At 43.0% G+C, this 20,062-nt stretch carries 17 protein-coding genes; 6 read left to right on the top strand and 11 right to left on the bottom strand.

The features are described from left to right. Positions 1 to 6: 6 nt before the first annotated feature. Both E0F88_RS18090 and E0F88_RS18085 read right to left on the bottom strand, forming a co-directional pair. Positions 7 to 2,484, bottom strand: a complete 2,478-nt coding sequence (locus E0F88_RS18090) for a penicillin acylase family protein (RefSeq protein ID WP_131959677.1) — start codon at positions 2,482 to 2,484, stop codon at positions 7 to 9. 49 nt (positions 2,485 to 2,533) lie between these two features. Further along, positions 2,534 to 3,265 (bottom strand): copper homeostasis protein CutC, encoded by a 732-nt coding sequence (locus E0F88_RS18085; protein ID WP_131959676.1) that lies wholly within the window; start codon positions 3,263 to 3,265, stop codon positions 2,534 to 2,536. Between the two features lie 356 nt (positions 3,266 to 3,621). Between E0F88_RS18085 and E0F88_RS18080 the strand changes: the two genes are divergently transcribed. Next, positions 3,622 to 3,843: a DUF2795 domain-containing protein gene (locus E0F88_RS18080; RefSeq protein ID WP_013927448.1), complete on the top strand. Its 222-nt coding sequence runs from the start codon at positions 3,622 to 3,624 to the stop codon at positions 3,841 to 3,843. A gap of 169 nt (positions 3,844 to 4,012) precedes the next feature. Next, complete coding sequence (locus tag E0F88_RS18075) at positions 4,013 to 4,666, top strand: AlbA family DNA-binding domain-containing protein (RefSeq protein WP_131959675.1); 654 nt, start codon at positions 4,013 to 4,015, stop codon at positions 4,664 to 4,666. On the opposite strand, the gene crcB is transcribed toward E0F88_RS18075, so the two are convergent. The 3 genes from crcB to E0F88_RS18060 all read right to left on the bottom strand — a co-directional run bounded on the left by crcB (position 4,663) and on the right by E0F88_RS18060 (position 6,655). Next, the gene (gene crcB / locus E0F88_RS18070; protein WP_131959674.1) at positions 4,663 to 5,037 is read right to left on the bottom strand and encodes a fluoride efflux transporter CrcB; all 375 of its coding nucleotides are present in this window, start codon (positions 5,035 to 5,037) and stop codon (positions 4,663 to 4,665) included. The genes E0F88_RS18075 and crcB overlap by 4 nt on opposite strands. A 39-nt stretch (positions 5,038 to 5,076) precedes the next feature. Continuing rightward, entirely contained in the window at positions 5,077 to 5,433 is a 357-nt protein-coding gene (locus E0F88_RS18065) for a DUF3127 domain-containing protein (protein ID WP_131959673.1), read from the bottom strand. 82 nt (positions 5,434 to 5,515) lie between these two features. After that, positions 5,516 to 6,655, bottom strand: a complete 1,140-nt coding sequence (locus tag E0F88_RS18060) for a cystathionine gamma-synthase (RefSeq protein WP_131959672.1) — start codon at positions 6,653 to 6,655, stop codon at positions 5,516 to 5,518. 133 nt (positions 6,656 to 6,788) lie between these two features. Between E0F88_RS18060 and E0F88_RS18055 the strand changes: the two genes are divergently transcribed. The 3 genes from E0F88_RS18055 (at position 6,789) to E0F88_RS18045 (ending at position 10,192) form a co-directional block, all read left to right on the top strand. Next, the gene (locus E0F88_RS18055) at positions 6,789 to 7,475 is read left to right on the top strand and encodes a TVP38/TMEM64 family protein (protein WP_229213814.1); all 687 of its coding nucleotides are present in this window, start codon (positions 6,789 to 6,791) and stop codon (positions 7,473 to 7,475) included. A 115-nt stretch (positions 7,476 to 7,590) separates the two neighbouring features. Then, positions 7,591 to 9,174, top strand: coding sequence for a sodium:solute symporter family protein (locus E0F88_RS18050; RefSeq protein WP_131959671.1), 1,584 nt, complete (start codon positions 7,591 to 7,593; stop codon positions 9,172 to 9,174). 52 nt (positions 9,175 to 9,226) lie between these two features. Beyond that, on the top strand, positions 9,227 to 10,192 hold the full coding sequence (locus E0F88_RS18045; RefSeq protein ID WP_131959670.1) for a dihydrodipicolinate synthase family protein: 966 nt from the start codon (positions 9,227 to 9,229) through the stop codon (positions 10,190 to 10,192). Between the two features lie 41 nt (positions 10,193 to 10,233). On the opposite strand, the gene E0F88_RS18040 is transcribed toward E0F88_RS18045, so the two are convergent. Then, positions 10,234 to 10,785: a CPBP family intramembrane glutamic endopeptidase gene (locus E0F88_RS18040; protein WP_131959669.1), complete on the bottom strand. Its 552-nt coding sequence runs from the start codon at positions 10,783 to 10,785 to the stop codon at positions 10,234 to 10,236. 187 nt (positions 10,786 to 10,972) lie between these two features. Here E0F88_RS18040 and E0F88_RS18035 point away from each other — a divergent pair, with 187 nt between their 5' ends. Next, on the top strand, positions 10,973 to 11,842 hold the full coding sequence (locus E0F88_RS18035; protein ID WP_131959668.1) for an AraC family transcriptional regulator: 870 nt from the start codon (positions 10,973 to 10,975) through the stop codon (positions 11,840 to 11,842). Between the two features lie 50 nt (positions 11,843 to 11,892). On the opposite strand, the gene E0F88_RS18030 is transcribed toward E0F88_RS18035, so the two are convergent. The 5 genes from E0F88_RS18030 to E0F88_RS18010 form a co-directional block, all read right to left on the bottom strand. After that, complete coding sequence (locus E0F88_RS18030; RefSeq protein ID WP_131959667.1) at positions 11,893 to 13,188, bottom strand: MFS transporter; 1,296 nt, start codon at positions 13,186 to 13,188, stop codon at positions 11,893 to 11,895. Between the two features lie 146 nt (positions 13,189 to 13,334). After that, on the bottom strand, positions 13,335 to 14,786 hold the full coding sequence (locus E0F88_RS18025) for a RagB/SusD family nutrient uptake outer membrane protein (RefSeq protein ID WP_181956098.1): 1,452 nt from the start codon (positions 14,784 to 14,786) through the stop codon (positions 13,335 to 13,337). Positions 14,787 to 14,829: 43 nt separating this feature from the next. After that, complete coding sequence (locus E0F88_RS18020; RefSeq protein ID WP_229213813.1) at positions 14,830 to 18,294, bottom strand: TonB-dependent receptor; 3,465 nt, start codon at positions 18,292 to 18,294, stop codon at positions 14,830 to 14,832. Positions 18,295 to 18,451: 157 nt separating this feature from the next. Continuing rightward, positions 18,452 to 19,471 carry a FecR family protein gene (locus E0F88_RS18015; protein WP_131959666.1) on the bottom strand — a complete coding sequence of 340 codons (1,020 nt, stop codon included), beginning with the start codon at positions 19,469 to 19,471 and terminating at the stop codon, positions 18,452 to 18,454. Between the two features lie 20 nt (positions 19,472 to 19,491). Further along, entirely contained in the window at positions 19,492 to 20,046 is a 555-nt protein-coding gene (locus E0F88_RS18010; protein WP_131959665.1) for an RNA polymerase sigma factor, read from the bottom strand. Positions 20,047 to 20,062: the final 16 nt, after the last annotated feature.

Below are 20,062 nucleotides of genomic sequence, written 5' to 3'. Positions count from 1 at the left end.
GTCCTTTCAGTTCTTTTTAAAGGTGATGCCGGAAGATGTCATACGCGAATGCTGCTGGTCGGGAGAAGACAGGAAAATCAATTCATTTAACTCGCCATTTTCCCATTTTTTAAGCAGGTTCATGTAATAAGGGCTGCCCGGATTCCCGGATTGTCCGCCCGGATAAATTCCGTAAGCTTTCGGTGCAGGACCAAGTTCAACAACCATACGCCAGGATGGGCCGTTTCTTTTTGTGATCGCATTCACAATGCCTGCACCTCCGCCTGTTTTTAGCAGCGGTGCATTAAATGGTTTCAGACTTCTGCTCAAATGCCGTATTTCGGTGCCTTTTACGTTTGACCATTGCCACTCAGGACTCATTTTTCCGTGCCACTTTTGAAGAGAATCAAGACTTGCTTTGAAGCTGTTTAAAACAACATCAGGCATCGTTTCCTTTTGTGGTGTTTTGACATTATCAAACCATTTTTCATTTGGCTGATTTAAAATCATGTACATCGTTCTGTCGCGGGATGGATATCTCATCACAACGCTGTCCGAATTAAATTCATCATTCCAGATGGATTCCTGTAAAAGCGGCATCCAGGTTTCAAAAATGGCTGCGGGAATAGATTCAGGGTTGTTCTGATAATTCCAGCCTGACAAGGTTATCTCAGCTGCTTTTTGGGTTGGACTTAGTGCCGATGCACGCAGTACCGACAAAAGCTTTGGCAGGATTGTTCTCGCCATCACACTGAAATTATCGTTTTGCAGCATCCGCAAGCTATCCGCATTGGCTTTCGTCATGGCAGTAAGCCGCTCGTTGATGCGAATTCCTCTTTCCGAAGGTGCAAAAAGCCAGTTAATATAATACGGATAAGTCGGGTCGGTAGAAGATTGGTTAGCCGAACTCACAAAACCTCGTGTCGGATTTTTGACAAAAGGATTTTGCTCTGCCGGAATCCAGCCCTGCCAGTCGTCCATCGGATCGGTTCCGTCGAGTAAAAACTTGCCCTGGTCTTTATATTTTAAAGGGAGCTTCCCGTTTACAGTAATCGCGATATTTTTGCCATTATCCGCGAAAATAAAATTTTGGGCAGGGCCAACATAATAGGTTAGTGCTTTTCGGTAATCGTCATAATTTTTGGCTTTGTTTAATTCATAAAAAGTAAGAAAACTATTACCCGGTTCGTGCCCGATCCATTTGATGGCCAGGTTTGGTACATCGCCGTCAGGCTGATCGGTGTCGCTTACAGGACCGTGGTGCGTATAAAAAACGTTTTCCTTAACCGGTTCCGTTTTTCCTTTTACATAGATCAGCTCTTCTCTTTTTCGGGTAGCTTTCCATTGGTTCTCGTGCCAATACTGAGCGTGTGTGGAATCTTTAAATTTAATTTTATATAAATCAAAAACGTCTGCATCCACATTGGTTACACCCCAGGCAACATTCTGGTTAAAACCGATAATCACACTTGGAATACCGGGCAGCGAAACGCCATATACGTTCATTTCCGGAGTATGAAGCTGAACCTGATACCAGATTGACGGAATGGTGAGTTCAAGATGCGGGTCATTGGCCAGGATTGGATAACCGGTAATTGACTTTTCGGCACCAACCGCCCAGTTATTACTTCCGATCCCTTCCGGTTTTGGTTCGGCAGGAGCCAATACCTGGTTGTTTGCCAGAGAATATTTTGAATTGAAAATTTGCGCAACAGGTGAGTCTGATGAACTAAGAGGATTTTTAACCGGAATGGGAAGTGTAGGGAAATTCCATTTGGTGCCTGCCGGAATGATCGGACTTTCCTGCAGCATCGGATAATCCGGGAATAGCTGGTTGACCACTTCCTGTCCATATTTTTTCAGCACATTTGATATACTGAGGTCATTGGATCTCCCTGCCAGCATGAGCGTCATCTGCTCAAGCATGTACATGGTATTAATGGGTTTCCAAACTTCGGGACGGTAACCCAGCAATTTATATTCAACCGGCAGATCTTTGGGTGCAAGCTGATCGATGTAGGCATTTACTCCGGCGCTGTAACCGGTCAAAGCTGTTTTTGATCGTTTGTCGCTCATGCCTAGTTTCAGGTTGGCTTCCGCGCCATAACCCATTCCGAGGCGCCGGCTTTTCTGATCAAGTGGCAATGTGGCCGGACCAAGTATTTCGGAAAGCCTTCCGGATGCAGCGCGTACCTGAAGTTCCATTTGCCAGAGCCTGTCTTTGGCTGTAATATATCCCTGAGCAAAGAAAAGATCGTAATCATTTTTAGCAAAAATATGCGGCACGCCGGTGTCGTCGAAGCGCACGATTACCTCATCCGTAAGTCCGTCCACTTTTAAAGAAACTTGACTATTATCCGGAACAGGATTTTCGCCATTTTGCCAGAATCCGGTAAAAGGACTTAAAAACGAACCCAGAGCGGGAACCGGCCCCCAGGATCGGTTCAAAACAAAAACAAGTCCTGCAACAACCAAAATGGATAAAATTGCTTTAACGAACTTCATAGAGAGGTGCTATTTAAATAGTTGAGACTTGTTCGTTAGTAAGCTGCAATCAATTCGAAACTACTTGAACGATGGCTTCAACCAAAGTAAGGTCGCTGTACATGACGGAACGTTCGTCAGGAATTTCGCCTGCCATGGAGATTCCGGATGGGAAATATTTCTGGCGACCTGGCCGGAAGGCTTTGGCCGTGAGGTGTAATGCATGTACGCCTGCTTCTGCCAGTGCTGCTGCATTGGTATGGTTCACTCCGCCGCCCGCCATGATTTCAATCGAATTTCCGGCTTTTTTTGCCAGCTCACCAAGTAATTCAATTGCTTCCGGAGCTGTTGCTTTTTGGCCTGAGGTTAAAATTCTTTCAGCCCCTGTTTCGATCACCGCAGCAAGTGCCTTGAATGGATCGGGAGTTAAATCAAACGCCCGGTGAAAGGTTACTTTCAGAGGATGTGCAAATTTTACTAGTGCTTTCGTACGTTCAATGTTTACCTGTCCGTCGGGATGCAAAATACCCAACACGACGCCGTCTGCGCCCAGTTTTTTTGCCAGAGCGATATCTTTTTTCATAATTTCTTCTTCAAAAAAATCATAAACAAAGTCTCCGCCGCGCGGACGTATCATGACAAAAAGTTGAATGCTCACATTTTGGCGAACTACTTCAATCAATCCCGCGCTTGGTGTGGTTCCGCCTTCTCCCAATCCGGCACATAACTCAATTCGTCCGGCACCGCCAGCCTGCGCATTAATACAGGATTCAAGGGAATAGGCACAAACTTCAATGGTCATATTATTTGTATTCTAAATGATCTCGGGAAATTACGAAACGTCAGGGGAAAAACCAGATGGACACAATAGGTAGCATTGGTTATTAATGCAGTTCTTCAAATCTAAAGAGGTCCTACCCTGTTACATCCCCGAAACGGTTTGTATAAAAAATGCATATTCCATGTAAGAATTAAACGTCACTTCATCTTTCTTTTAATGTTTGTTTATAATTGAAAATCAGATAGTTAAATAAAAAATTAAAATTATTTTCACGAAAAAACAATTATTTTTCTTTTTTTTCGCTTAAAGCTTTTAAAAGATGCAAATCTTTTTACTTTTGCAAAAATTGTTAGTAACTATTAATAGGCGAAAATACTATGTACTGGACTCTCGAACTTGCGTCATATCTTGAAGATGCTCCCTGGCCGGCGACCAAAGATGAGCTGATTGACTTTGCAATCAGGACAGGTGCTCCGTTAGAAGTGGTTGAAAACCTTCAGGAACTGGAGGATGATGGCCAGCCTTACGAAAGCATTGAAGAGATTTGGCCGGATTATCCGACAAAAGATGACTTCTTTTTCAACGAAGACGAATATTAGATAAGAAGACGGCGCTAACGGTGCCGTTTTTTTGTTTTAGGCCTAAAAGAAATGCCGGAATATTTTTTTCATTGCATGTAAAAATGTAAATTGTTAGCGTTATCCAGGAAAAGGAGGAAAGAATAACAAAGCAAATTTGTCATAATTCAGATATCCATCCATTCTACCAATGGAACTTCGATTGCTGAAAGAGTTAGTGAAAAAAGGTGAGGGTGAGCACGTGGAATTCAAACTGAAATCCAATCATCCCGAAAAAATCGTCCGCGAGATTGTTGCTTTTGCAAACTCCGGGGGCGGCAAACTCTTCGTCGGAATAGGTGACGACAAAAGTATAAAAGGCCTCAAAGATGCAGAGGAGGATGAATACACACTCTCCCGGGCAATCGACAAATACATTTTTCCAAAAATTATTTACAAACAGGAAAAGATTCCCATCTCCACAGATCGTGACGTACTTGTGCTGACTATCCCGCGCAGTGTTGACAAACCTCATTATGTGGTGGATGATACCGGTTTCCGGCAGGCATACATTCGTGTCGAGGATAAATCCATTCAGGCAAGCCGGGAAATGAAGGAAATTATGCGCCGTGGCCGCGGCGAGCGCGATATCCGGTTTCAGTATGGAGAGAAAGAAAAACAGCTGATGAAGCTGCTTGACGAAAAGGAATCCGTTACGGTAGATCTTTTTGCTGCATTTGCCGGTATTCCACGCAAAATTGCCTCAAATACGCTGGTCGTGATGGTGCTTGCCAGAATTTTGGAAGTGCACCCACATGAAATGCTGGACCGCTTTACCATGTCGATGGCTTACCAGTCTAATTAAACATATTTTCCCAGCCACATTCCGGCAATTGTTGCGCCAAAGCACAAAGTCAAGCTGACAAAAACATTTAGTAATGCATCTGTCATTCTGTTGTTTTGAATGAGAAGAATGGTTTCGTTGCTGAACGTAGAGAAGGTGCTGAACCCTCCGCAAAAGCCAACGGCAATAAAAGCGCGATAGGTTGTAACAGATTCAGAAGGACGAAGCGCTGCCCAACCCGTGAAAAAGCCCATGATCAAACAGGCTATGATGTTGGCCGTCAGTGTACCAAAAGGAAAAACTGACGACCATTTTAAAAAAGTTTTTGCCGCACCGTAACGTGCCAGGCTTCCCAATCCGCCTCCCAGGAAAATGAGAATGATTTGATTCATGCAGGATGATTCCGGTGAGCAGACGTTGATTGTTTAAGATTAGAATGGCAAATCGTCCGATTCGTCCTCTGAAAAAGTGGTTACCGGAGGCAAAGAGCTGTTTCCCTGATTCGACGGAGCGCTGTTGCTGCTACCTGCTTTGTCTACTTTCCAAGCCTTTACTTCTGTGTACCAGCGGGAGTTGTACTCACGGCTCTCCACATCGATTGAAGCAGTTACCGAATCATTAACCTGTAAGCCCGCCTGATCGATTTTGTCACCCCAAAGAGAGATACAAACTTTTTTAGGATACTGTGAAGGGATTTCAAGGATGAATTCCTGCTTACGCCATGTTCCGTTTTTGCCCTGGCCTGTTACTTCAGGAAGTAAAGCAATGACCGTTCCTGTTAATTCCATATAAAAATTAAATTTTTAGTTTCTTAAATGCAGGTTCAAAAGTAATGGTTTTGGTTTTCGATTGCAAAAAAGCATGAAGACATTAACCGATCGCCTGTTCCAGATCGGCAATCAGATCTTCCACATCTTCAATTCCTACACTTAGGCGGATCAGGGTATCTTTTAAGCCTGTTTTTTCACGCTCTTCCTTTGGTATGCTGGCGTGTGTCATGCTGGCCGGATGGGTGCACAAAGATTCGACGCCGCCAAGCGATTCTCCCAGCGAAAACACTTTTAGGTTTTCCATTACCTGAATTGCTTCCTGATAAACATCACCTTTCAGTTCAAAGGAAAGCATACCGCCAAAGCCACGCATCTGTTTTTTAGCAAGGTCATACCCGGTGTGAGAAGGTAAACCCGGATAATAAACTTTGGCAACCTTTGGATGAATTTCCAGCCACTGCGCTACAATGATTGCATTTTCACAATGACGCTGCATGCGAATGTGCAAAGTTTTTATTCCTCTTAAAACTAAAAAACAATCCTGCGGACCGGGCACGGCACCGCTTGCGTTCTGGATAAAAGCAAGTTGTTTGGCGAGCTCGTCATCATTTACAATCAAAGCGCCCATCACCGTATCCGAATGCCCGCCCAGATATTTGGTCACCGAATGCATGACAATATCTGCACCCATGTCGAGCGGGTTTTGAAGATATGGTGAAGCGAAGGTATTATCTACGGCACTGTAAATGCCTTTTTCTCTGCACAACTTTGTAATCGCTTCTATATCAATAATCTTCAGCAGCGGATTGGTGGGTGTTTCCATCCATACCATCTTTGTCTTTTCAGAAAGCACCTTTTCGATATTACTCACATCGCTCATATCAACGAAGTGAAACACAAGACCAAACGGTTCGAAAATCCGTTTCATGATCCGGTAGGATCCGCCATAAATATCGTTCGTAGCGATAATTTCATCCCCGGGCCGGAACAGTTTCAAAACAGCATCCGTAGCAGCAAGACCGGAGGCATAACAAATTCCGTATTTCCCATTTTCGAGTGCAGCGAGTGCATTTTGCAGCGCAGTTCTGGTTGGATTGTGCGTTCTTGAATATTCATATCCTTTATGTTTACCCGGACTTTCCTGAACGTAGGTCGAAGTCTGGTAAATCGGTGTCATGATCGCCCCCGTAGTAGGGTCAGGTTCAACGCCTGCATGTATGGCTTTTGTTCCGAATTTCATTTTTACTTGTTTACAAATTGAAACAGGATGATTTTAGCTATCCTGACTTTAAAACAAAGATAGGGTTCTGAAAAACCTTTTAGTAATACAGACTGTTGGTTTCAGAGGAAATGACCTTTTAAATAAAATACGTTTGGAGAATTCATCAGCCAGGAAATTTTCGCTGCCGGTTATTGTAAGTATTTTGCTCACCATCATTCCGCTTGTTACGACATCTCTTGCCACCGCCTGGGCCATTGGGCATGAAAGTGAATTGAGAAACTGGCCGTTAGAATACTGGGTTCTGGTAACGCTTGGCCTTACGGTTGCATCTTCCTTTGCTTTAACGCCGCCTACATTTCTGGCACTGGTGTATGGCTATTTTTTAGGCTGGGCTGCTCTTCCGCTATTGTTTGGTTTGAACATTGGAGCCATCGCCATTGTTTTTGGCCTGTCAGGATTTCTCCAGCCCGACTCGGTGCGTAAGTATCTTGTACAGGTTTATCCAAAGGTTACTTCATTGCTAAACAGATTTTATCAAAACCAACTGCGTCTTATATTTTTCACGAAACTGTCGCCTGTTTTACCTTTTGCTGTTACCAATTTGTTTTTCGCCATGGCCGGTGCAAGGTTCAGGCAGGTTATTGCAGGAGGTACGCTGGGCATGATTCCAAGGACAGTCCTGGCTGTATGGGCAGGAAAGGAAGCACAGGATATCGCCTATCTTCTCGAACATCCTAATGAAGGTTTATCAACCAAGATTTTCATTCTGGTGCTCATCATCATATCCACGCTGGGAATTGGCTATTTCTTCAGGGAGAAAAAATCGTTGGACCGTTAAGGGTGAAGAAACAATACCTTGGTAATATCGTACAATAATAGGTCACGAACCCATAAAAAAATACGCAGTTTATCCTGTTTATTTGCAAATAAGTTATACTTGTTTCAAAAGTAGAATGAAATCTTTACCTGTTGTTGATCTCATTGTAGTCATTGCATATCTGGCAGGTATGGTGGGAACAGGTATTTATTTTTCTAGAAAAAACACCACTTCTGATCAGTTTACAAAGGCATCCGGAAAAATACCGGGCTGGGCAATCGGAATTTCAATTTATGCTACTTTTCTCAGCAGCAATACGTTTTTAGGTGTACCGGGAAAAGCCTACGGAAGCAACTGGAATTCCTTCGTTTTTAGTCTATCCATGCCATTGGCTGCCTGGGTTGCTACTAAATTTTTTATCCCTTTTTATAGAAATACCGGTACGGTTTCTGCGTATACGCATCTTGAACACCGGTTCGGACCATGGGCAAGAACTTATGCAGTTGTTTGTTTTTTGCTAACGCAGCTTGCCAGAATGGGTTCCATCTTTTTTGGGATAGCGCTCAGTTTGCAGGCGCTAACGGGTTATCCGATGTCTACAATCATGATCGTCGTTGGAATCTGCATCGTTTTTTATACCGTGCTCGGAGGGATGGAAGCCGTGATATGGACGGAAGTTGTGCAGGGTGTGATCAAAACCGTTGGTGCGCTGGTGATTTTGTATCTGGTTGTAGACGGGATGGATGGCGGGGTTGCCAGAATTATCGATATTGGTAAAGTTGATAACAAATTTAGCCTTGGAAGTTTTTCACCTGATTTTGTTCAGTCGTCTTTTTGGGTTGTGTTATTATACGGCTTTTTTATGAACCTCAATAATTTTGGGATGGACCAGAATTACGTTCAGCGTTATCACACTACCACCTCGGTAAAAGAAGCTGCCAGTTCGGTGTGGCTGTGCGTTTACCTTTATCTTCCGGTTTCCCTTATATTTTTTATTCTGGGTTCATCCCTGTATGCCTATTATCAGAGCAGTCCTGATTTACTGAACGCTGTGCGTATGCAGGCCGCTGCCGAAAGGTTGCCTCAGGGAAGTCTGGAAGCAGTCGCAAGGCTTGCAGCTACGCTTACACCAGCCGAATATGGAGACAAGGTCATGCCGCATTTTATGGTCAATAAAGTGCCTGCCGGTTTATTGGGATTAATCGTGGCCGCAATTATGTCGGCGGCAATGAGCACAATAAGTTCCGGAATGAATGCTTCGGCTACCGTTTTTTCAGAAGATATCTACAAGCGTTATGTGAAAGCAGATCTTACACAAAAACAATCCATGCGGCTTTTATACATTGCGACAACCGGTTTTGGGTTGTTAGGAATGGTGACGGGAATTGCTATGATTGGGGTGAAAAGTGTTCTGGATGTTTGGTGGATGCTCTCCGGGATTTTTGCCGGTGGTATGCTCGGTCTTTTTCTTTTGGGAATTATTTCAAAACAAACAAAAAATGCAGAAGCCCTTACCGCAACACTCATTGGAATTGTTGTGATTATCTGGATGACTTTTTCATCAAAACTACCAGACGAATATGAAAATTTTCGTAACCCTCTTCATCAGAATATGATTATGGTGGTGGGGACGCTTACGATCTTTTTAATCGGTTTATTATTAACGAAGTTCAAACGTAAACCGGAACCCCGACATCAGGTGGTAATGGACAATAACTAATGCCTCCTTAACCCCGGGCTTCAGCCTGGGGAAACGAAACGCAACATAAAATATGACGACTGCTCCCAAACATGCTTTGCCCAAAGGTTTCATTCCTGTGATGCTGACACCATTTCAGGAGAATGGATTTGTTGATTACAACGGCCTGAGAGCCTTAACTGAATTTTACCTGGAAGCAGGGGCAGCCGGACTTTTTGCCAATTGCCTTTCAAGTGAAATGTTTGAATTAAGTGAGCAGGAACGAATTGATGTTACGCAAACGGTCGTGGACCAGGTTGCTGGGAGAGTGCCGGTCGTGGCCACAGGAACCTTCGGAGGTCCTGTTTTAGAGCAGGCGAAGTTCGTAAAACGTATATATCAAACCGGCGTCCAGGCTGTGATCATTATTTCCGGACTTTTAGCAGATGAAAGTAAAACAGATGATGTTTTTCTGGCTAATGCAAAAGAGTTGATAGACTTGACCGATGACATTCCCCTGGGTTTTTATGAATGTCCGGTTCCGTATAAGCGATTGATTAATAGTGAGGTGCTGGCTGAATTATTGAAAAGCGGCAGGGTTGTTTATCACAAAGATACCTGTCTGGATGATGAGGAAGTAGCCAGACGACTTGCGGCCGGAAAGGATTATGAATTTGGACTTTATGATGCCTACATGGTGAATGCAGTTTCTTCACTAAAGGCAGGTGCGGCCGGTTTGTCCTGTATTCAGGGGAATATTTATCCGGAACTGGTGGTGTGGATCTGTAACAACTACAATAATCCTGGACGTCAGGAAGAAGTAACGCAGGTTCAGCAATTTTTTATAGATACGATGGACGTCGTTCATGCGGCTTATCCGATTATTGCAAAATACAGTCTGCAAAAACGTGGCTTCCCCATTTCACTAAAAACCAGAAGAGAGGTTGGTATTTTAACTGAGGATTTAAAAGAGGGCATGGATAACTTACTGGAACAGGCTGAGAAAATTCAGGACGAACTGGGTATAATAAGTGTTTTTAATAAATATACTGTCAAATAAAATTCTGAGAATATCAAGAAAAGAATCTGTTGTCTTAGTTTTCAATAGCCAATCGTGTATAAACTAATGACTACAAGTAAATTGTACATGGAATGAAGTAGTACGCCATACCAGAATCCGTATCTGATGCGGACATAACCGAACAGTAAGCCGGCAAAAGTCTGGGCACCGGTAATGATCGGAATATAGAGATAATGGCTTTGGTCATAGTCATAAGTGAAGATGTGAATCCATCCGAAACTCAAACTGGACAGGTAATACAGCCATTTGAAGTAAGATAAGTGCCTGACATAACCCAGAAACAAGCGGGAAATGCCTTCTTCGACAATTGGTGCTACAACGACCGCGGAAAATACGGTAAGAAAAACCTGATCCCCATTATTCAATTCAATTAGCGGACTAAAAAGGGAAAGATATTCGGCTGCTTCTACAACACACCACAACAGCGATCCGCCCAAAAAACCTAAAATGGCATAATAAACGCCGACGTCCAGCAATTTCTGCTGTTTAGGGATTTGCGGGTACTCCGGATTGTTGGGATCCACTGTAAATCGCAGAAAACTTATTGATAAGTATTGGAAATGAGCAAGCATTACAGCAGTTTGATTTGAAGCAATATAGTGAGGTAATTTCGTCCGGGGCTAAATTATTTCAACTAACGTCGTCCTGTTGCAACGAAACAGAAATTTCAAAAACCGGAATGTAATATTTTCAACTCTCAACCGAATAGAAAAGTGAGGTCTTCATCTTTTACATAATACGTATGTAACTTAAATCAAAATGAAACCTCATTTTCACCGTGTTCCCGTGCGGTCGGAGAATTCATTCAGTATTCGGCATGAAAAAGCATCCGGTTTCGGAACGGTCTGGCATTATCATCCGGAGCTGGAACTGCATTATTTGATTAAAGGAAAAGGTGTTCGGTTTATCGGAGACAGCATCAGCAACTTTTCGGATGGAGAATTGATTCTTCTGGGAGAGAACCTCCCACATACCTGGCGGGTGGAAGAGGGGACCTCGGATGTGGAAGTGATCATCATTCATTTCCTGCCCTGTTGTCTGGGCAGCGATTTGTTCCAGTTGCCGGAAGCTTATCTTATTCCCAGATTATTCGAGAAGGCAAAAAAGGGTTTGATTATTGAGGGGGAAGCAAAGGAAAAAATCATTCCTTTGATGTATGCGGCGGTAGATGCGCAAAATTTGGACCGGTTAATTGCTTTACTTTCAATCCTTAAAATACTGGCTGAAACGAGTGAAAGAAAAAGTATTGCTTCGGGTCACGCATTTTATAAGTCGAATGATTCTGAAAGCGCCCGGCTTAATAAGATTTATGAATATACCATGAATAATTACCGGAACGACATCAGTTTACAGCATGTTGCTGCGATTGCCAACCTTGGTATAACTTCTTTTTGCAGGTATTTTAAAATGATGACCAAGAAAACCTACAACGATTTTCTGGCGGAAATCCGCATCAGCCATGCTTGTCGTTTTTTGATTGAAGACAGGCTGGCCACAGAAGTAATCTGTTTTGAATGCGGTTTTAATAATGTTTCGAATTTTTATCGTCATTTCAAAAAAATCACAGACATGACGCCGCTGGAATACAAGAGAAAATACCTGTATCACTCTGTTCCTGAGTTGGTTTAAAATTAAGTAGAGGTAATACCTAACTTCTTAACTTCTACTAACTACTTCACTTAATGATCTTCAATTAAAGAAGTATGCTTGGTGTCCCTCATCCTGACGTAAACAACAAGTGAAATGAAAATACACACTGTTACGTACCAATAATAGTAGCTTTCGTGTCCCAGATTTTTGGACCACAAAGCCAGATATTCTGCGGTTCCTCCGAAAATGGCAACGGTGAGCGAGTAGGGCAGACCAACGCCAAGCGCACGGACTTCAACCGGAAACAATTCTGCTTTGACTACTGCATTAATGGAAGTGTATCCGCTTACGATTAACAGTGCAGCCATCAGCAATCCAAAAGCACCGGCCATTGTGGTGATTGTGCTGAGCGTTGTAAGTAGCGGAACCGTACATAGCGTACCCAAAATACCAAAACCAATCAACAGTGGACGGCGGCCGATTTTATCGCTCAACATACCAAAAAGTGGTTGCAACAGAGCAAATATTAATAGTGAGCAAAAGGTTAGTGTGGTCGACTGGTCTTTTGTCAGACCAACGGTATTAACCAAAAACTTTTGCATGTAGGTTGTGTAGGTATAAAAGGCAAGTGTTCCTCCCATGGTAAGGCCTACAACGGTTGTCAGCGCTTTGGGATGTTTTAGCAGTTCGCTGATTGAACCTTTCTTTTTTACTGATTCATCCTTGTTTTGAAATGCTTCGGTTTCATGCAGGTTGCTTCTGAGATACAAGGCAACTAGCGAAAGAATAGCGCCGATGACAAACGGGATCCGCCAGCCCCAGTCGTGCATCTGTTTGTCGGTCAGGAAAATACGCTGTAAGATGAGCTGTAATCCCAGTGCAATCAATTGTCCTCCGATGAGCGTCACATATTGAAAACTCGAATAAAATCCCCGTCGTTCCTTCGTTGCAACTTCGCTGAGATACGTTGCCGAAGTGCCATATTCGCCGCCAACACTTAACCCCTGCAACAATCTTGCGATCAAAAGCAGAATAGGAGCGGCGATACCGATGGTATGGTAACCTGGCAAAAAAGCGATCAGCAAAGATCCGAACGACATTAAAAGGACCGACAGGGTCATCGCTTCTTTTCTGCCGCGGGTATCGGCCAGTTTACCAAAAATATAACCACCGATCGGACGCATCAGAAAACCCACGGCAAAAATTCCTGCTGTATTGATTAACTGAACGGTCGGATTAGAATCAGGGAAAAAGCTGTTTGCAAAATACAGGGAAAAGGCAGAATAGGCGTACCAGTCATACCACTCGACAAGATTACCGGCAGACCCGCCTATGATGGCTTTAAGCCGCCAGTTTGTATCGTTTTTATACTGCTTATCCTGCATGAACTGAAGGGTTATATTTAATTTGATGAAAATAGGGTTTTTTGTGCTAAATCAGGGAAATATTTATTTGAAATAACAAAATGGTTATAAAAGCAAAAGAGGCACAAAACTGCTTTGCGCCTCTTAGAACTTATGATTTCTGAAAATTAGTAACCTGTATTCTGTTTGATTTTATCCTTATTGATATCAATCTGGCTTTGTGGTATCGGGAAAACAAGATTGTTTGCTGTCAGGTCCGCTACCAGTCTGATTTGTTCCTTTTTACCATTTATAACTGTAATTGCACGGTCCGTACGAACAAGGTCAAACCAGCGGTGGCCTTCAAATGCAAGTTCAACGCGCCTTTCCTGTTCTATCGCCAGGCGAAATGCCTGTTGTGTTGGAATGTCCGTAGCTGTTTTTCTGGCCAAACCTGCACGGGTACGGATCATGTTCAGGTAGTTTAGTGCATCTCCCGCAGGCTGATAGCTTACTTCATTCAATGCTTCTGCATACATGAGTAATACATCGGCGTAGCGAATCAGCGGAATGTTGTTTCCGTTGTCACCTTTTGCGACAGGCACATCGTAGTATTTTTTAATAAATCTGTCCGGAATTATCTGTCCGGCAGCATTGGTGTAGGAAGATGCTACCGAAACATCTTTGCGCAGATCACCCGGTTCGTAAGCATTGATAATATCCAGAGTTGGCTGGTTATTTCCGTCACCACCAAAGGCAATTACAGCATTTCCGGAGTTCTGTGGTGCAAATGAATTGGGCCACGAGTTTCCTTCACCCGCTCCGCCCGATTTATACTGAACATCAAAAACCGACTCCTTGTTATTTTTATTAGCTACTCTGAAAACGTCCGCATAAGAAGGCAGCAAGGTATAAACACCAAGGTCGATCACCTCTTTCAATTTGGAAACGGCAGGTGCATATTTCTTTTGAGTCAGATATACTTTGCCTAAATAGGCTTTGGCAGCACCTTTTGTTGCTCTTCCCAGGTCTGCTGCCGGATAAGAAACGGGTAATACACTTTCAGCTTCGGTAAGGTCTTTTTCAATTTGAGCATATACATCCGCTTTTGGCGAGCGCCCAAAAGAATAACCTTCGTCAGGACTGGAAACTGGTTTTAAGATCAGAGGAATATCTCCAAAAGTTTGAACCAGTGTAAAGTACACCACGGCACGTAAAAATTTAGTTTCGGCGATGTATCTGTTTTTTAGCGTTTCGTCCATGGTTACAGCACCAATTTTGTCCAGAATGGTATTGTAACGGGCAATTACGCTGTAACCGTCGTTCCAGCGACCAGAGATAAAGGGATTGGTTGTTTTGATATAAAACCTGTCAAATTCGTCCTGATCTGTGACCGATCCGGAAGCAACCGCAACCGTATTGTCAGAAGTAATTTCCCCGAAAACATAACTGTTTCCTACAAGCCCACCAGCCTGCAAACCGGCATATCCGCCATTCACGGCGTTTCTGAAATCATCGGAGGTTCTGTAAAAATTATCACTCGTTGCCGTCGAAATTGGCTTTAAGTCCAGGAATTCCTCACTGCAGGAACTCAAAAAGACGGTGATTAGAATGACTATATATGGTTTTAAAATTTTCATTGTTCTATCTTTTTTAGAATTGAATTTTTCCGGGTAGTTGAATTTATAGTCCGATGTTAACACCGATCGTGAAAGTCTTAGCCAATGGATAAACACCATAGTCAACACCGCCGGTAAGCGGACCTTCATAATTACTTACCTCTGGATTAAAGTTCAGATACTTTGTAAATGTGAATAGATTCTGGGCCGAGGCATAAATTCTAACTTGTTGCAATTTTGCTTTGCTGACCAGCGAAGCGGGTAACTGGTAGCCAAGGCTAACGTTCTGAATACGCAGGTAAGAACCGTCTTCTACCCAGCGGGTTGAAATAGCGTTGTTGTTTCCTGTTGTACGTGCATTAGCACGTGGTGTAACGCCGTCACCAGGATCGCTTGCTGAACGCCATCTTGTTAAAACAGTAGACAGCTGATTTGCATTTCCTTCCAGGTTTTCAAAAAAGCGACGACTCAGGTTTAAAATTTCTCCGCCTTGTGTACCCTGAATAGCAATGTTTAGGTCAAAACCTTTATAACTGAACGTGTTCGTAACTCCGTAAATAAAGTCGGGCTGGTTATTTCCGATGATTGTACGGTCATTTGCGTTTATTATTTTGTCTCCGTTAATATCTTCATATTTTACATCACCAGGTTTCGAGGTAGCATCATGAGGATAGCTGTCCAGATCCGCCTGATCTTTAAAAATACCCAATTGTTTGTATCCGTAAAAGCTACCAATCGGAGAACCGATTTGCGTAATGTTTGTTTCACCAACACCGCTGGCGCTGCGAATCGGATCGCCGGTTGGCCCCAGTGCTACTACTTTGTTCCGGTTGAAAGATAAGTTCAGACTGGTATTCCAGATTACCGCTTTTGTCAGGTTACGGGTATTAACCCCAAACTCCCAGCCTTTGTTTTCCATTCGGCCGATGTTTTTCACCGCTGTACTGAAACCGGTTACTGTAGGTACATTCACAGATAAAAGCAGATCTTTTGTTGTGCGCTGATAGTAGTCTACAATTACCAAAATACGATTGCTGAAAAATCCAAGGTCGATACCGGCGTCAAGCTGCTGACTGCGTTCCCAGCCAAGCTGTGAGTTGGCAAGCGATGAGGGTGCCAGACCGTTTACCAAACCGTTGTTAAAACTGTAGTTGTCAGATCTAAGTGTAGCTACATAAGGATAATTGTTGTTGAAAGCATTGTTTCCGGACAAACCATAACTTATACGCAACTTGGCTTCTGAAATTGCAGCAATACTTTTCATAAAGGTTTCCTCGCTTACTCTCCATCCCAACGATCCGGCCGGGAATGTTCCCCAGCGGTTGTCCGGGCCGAAAATAGACGATCCGTCACGGCGAACAGAAACGTTAACCAGATACTTACCTTTATAATTATAATTTGCACGGGCAAAATATGATGCTGAGGCATTTTCTGTCTTCGAGGATACAGAGGTTGTGGTTGTACCGCTCGCACTTCCGTTCAGGGTTTCCACAACATCATTCGGGTAAGAACTACCTGTTCCCTGGCTATCCTGATACTGGAACTTGGTTGATTCCATACCGATCAGAACATCAAAATTATGGATGTCATTTAAAGACTTGCTGTAGTTCAGTGTCTGGTTGAAAAGCCAGCTCAGGCTTTGATCAGAATAGGCTGTTCCGGTTGATACGGACGGAGGCAAAATCTGGTTCAAAGGCATTTTGGAAGTACGGTAAGCATTACGGCGGTTGCCTGTGAAATTGATATTTCCTGACACACGGTATGTGAAATCCTTAAATAAATTAAGTTCAGCGTAGGTATTTCCCAGCAAATTGGTCGTCAGGTATTGGCTGTTGTATTCTGTAATGTTCGCAACCGGATTGGTAATACCAGGATAATTATAGGGAGCTGCAAATGCTGTTTGAGAAGTATATGAGCCGTCAGCTGCATAAATTGGGATAAAAGGCATAACAGACAAAGCGGAATTAATTACAGCATTGTCGGCCCAGTGTCCCGCATCTTTTACTTCCTGCTGGATTTTGTACGACGGATTCAGATTCATCCCGATTTTAAGCTTTGGCAGAATATTAACTTCTACGTTCGCTCTCAAAGTGTACCTGTCCAGAGCTGATCTTCGGATGATACCGTCCTGCTGCAGATAGCCGCCGCTAATGCTGTAACGCGCCTTATCCGTTCCTCCCGAAGCAGAAAGTTGGTAACTGTTCATTTTGGCCGTTTTGAAAATCTCGTCCTGATAGTCGGTATAAGGAAGCGCGGCAACTTTTGCAGGGTCATCAAAATTTAACCATTCAAACACTTCACCTCTCGGATAACGATACCTCAGATAATCTGTCGGACGGACACTGTTGGCATCAGTGATGTTCGCACCTTTGATGTTATCCAGATATGCATTATTGGAAGCGTCTTTACCGAATTCAGCAAATTGCTGTGAATTGATCAGATCTATTTTTTTGCTTACTTGCTGAAAACCGGTAAAAACATCCAGGTTTACGCTTGGTTTCCCGCTTTTACCTCTTTTTGTGGTAATCAAAATTACCCCGTTGGAACCTTTCGAACCGTAGATCGCAGTTGAGGAAGCATCCTTGAGTACATCCATACTTTCAATATCGTTTGTGTTTAACGTACTGAAAATGTTTGCATTAACAATGTTTCCGTCCACAACGATCAAAGGAGAATTTCCCGCACTGATTGATCCAAAACCACGAACTTTAATGGCGGGCGTACTTCCCGGTGTCCCGTTATTTTGCTGGATTACAACCCCTGGAATTTTTCCTTGTAATGCGGTTGCGACGTTTGACACAGGCATATCTTTTATTTCACTCATTGGTACAGAAGAAATTGCCGCGGTTACGTTGGCTCTTTTTTGTGTACCATATCCGACAACTACAATCTCCTGTAACGACTTGGTATCAGTTGCAAGCGTGATATCAATCACGGTTTCGTTTGTAACTGTTTTTTCTGTTGAAATATAACCTACAAAGCTGAAAATCAGGGTAGAAGAGCCATCCGGAATGCTAAGCTGATATTTGCCATCAATGTCGGTAGAAGTTCCCTGCTGTGTTCCTTTTACAACAATGCTCACTCCGGGAAGCGCTTCGCCTTTGTCATCAACCACTTTACCTGAAATCGTTTTATCAACTTCCGGTGCTTTAACGATTGTCTCGTTTAGTTTACGCTGAAGCAATATTCTTGTTCCTTCAATTTCATAAGAAATATCCAGCGGGTTCAACAGCTTGTCGAGTACATCAGAAAGCTTGCTGTTTGTGGCCGAAAAAGACACTTTTTTTCTGGCCTGAATACTGTTGGTACTGTACACAAAGCGTACGTTTGCCTGCTTTTCGATCTGGGACAAAATGCTCTTTACTTCGGAAGATTCGATCCTGAGGGAAATTTCTTTATTGAGCAGTTCCTGCGCGCGCGTTTCTCTGGCAAGAGTAATGCCACAAAACGCTGCCGACAGCATCAACTGCATAATGGTTATTCGCATAGCTTTAATCAGAAACCATTTGATGGATACACTTTTTTGCATAGTTTTAAAAGTTTTGTTGTTGTTACAGACATGAAAACAATTTCCGCTTCGGAATTGGCGTTCCTGGCGGTTTACTAAGCCGGTGATGTTCGTAGCATTACCGGCTTTTTCTTTTGATTTGACTCTGTTTTGAGCAGAACCAAAATCTAATTTTATTTCAATTTCGGCAGCCTTCGCCGCTCATGAAAAGTGTTGTTCCTCTTAGTTCATAGTTCGCATTGATTGATTTACAGATGAGTTTAAGCTGCGAATAAAGTGGCAGATCATTGATATCTCCGGTAAAAACACAATTTTCTAGGGCGGCTGTTTCCAGCACAATCTCAATCCCGTATACTTCCTGAATCATAGAAGTAACCTGTGGCAAAGGTGTTTCTTCAAAGATGAATAAGGTTTTTTTTTCGGGAGGATGAACAACTACGGGTTCTTCTACCAGTTCGGGAACGAGCACTTTTATCTCACTGTCAAACCGGATCTTTTGGTTGGGATTTAAAATGATACCATTTCTGGTCTGCGGTGTTTTCTTTGAATTTTCATAAACAGAAACCCTGCCGGTCACGACCGAAACCTCAATCGATTTAGCTGCATTGTATGATTTTACATTAAAACTTGTCCCCAAAACCCTGGTGACAAGCTCGCCGGTGTAGACAAAAAATGGTCTTGCCGGATTTTTTGTAACATTGAAAAATGCTTCTCCGCTCAGATGAACAATCCGTGCTTTTTCTGCAAAATGTTCAGGGTGGCTGAGGCTGCTTTGCGGTTTTAATGTTACTTCGGTTCCATCTTCAAGTACCACTTTATAGGGTTTATCGGATGTATTTTTAACCTCAATATTGCCTTGTGGAAGTATTGATTGCATTGCCACTGCTACGTCATTCGTTTTTTTTAAAGAGAATGATGTCGGTAATAACATTGCGGAACCAAAAGCTAAAACGACCAGAACAGAAGCAGCAATACCAAGTTTCATCCAGGTATAGTTAAATACCGAGACAGGCCTGCTTATGCGGGAAAGTCTTTTCCATATCCTTTTCCTGATCAGATCCTTTTCTGATGTGCTTATAGTCACATGGCTGGATTGCAGCATGTTTTCAGACCAGTCAAGAATCTGTTTTTCTTCTTCCGGAGTGCACTCGCCCGCTAAATATTTTTGTAACAGAAGGTCGAAGTCGTACTGGTTCATTTGTGTACAGGTTAGGTCTGTTAGTTGTCAGTATGATAAACCTTTAAGTGTTCTTTCAGTACTTTAAGAGATTGGGTGATGTGGTACTCAACTCCTTTTTCAGAAATGTTCAGCTGCCGTGCGATGTCTTTCACAGATTGATTTTCAAAACGGCTCATTTTAAAAACTTCACTGGTTTTCTCAGGAAGCTTTTTCATTGCCTGCTCCACTGCTGTCGCCAGGTCATCGAATCGAACGATTTCGTCAGTAGAATTTGACTGCTGTATTTCGTGAAAAATAAGATATTCCTGATATTTACGCTGGGTGATTTGCGATTTGATGTAATTGATCGTCAGGTTTTTGACAGATACAACCAGGTAAGAACTCAGGTGACGAATGTTATTTTGCTCTCTTTTATTCCAGAGACTTTCAAAAACATCATGTACAAGTTCTTCAGCTTCTTCTTTCGTGCCGGTTTGATGGTATGCTACGCCGAATAATTTATACCAATAGCGATTGTAAATTTCTCCGAAGGCCTTTTCGTTGCCTTGCTGAAGCAAATCCACCAGCTGTTCGTCAGTAAATAAGTTATTCATTGGATTTGGTACTAAT

Source organism: Dyadobacter psychrotolerans (assembly GCF_004349265.1).
Classification (GTDB): domain Bacteria; phylum Bacteroidota; class Bacteroidia; order Cytophagales; family Spirosomataceae; genus Dyadobacter; species Dyadobacter psychrotolerans.
This window is presented reverse-complemented; position numbering and strand designations above follow the sequence as displayed.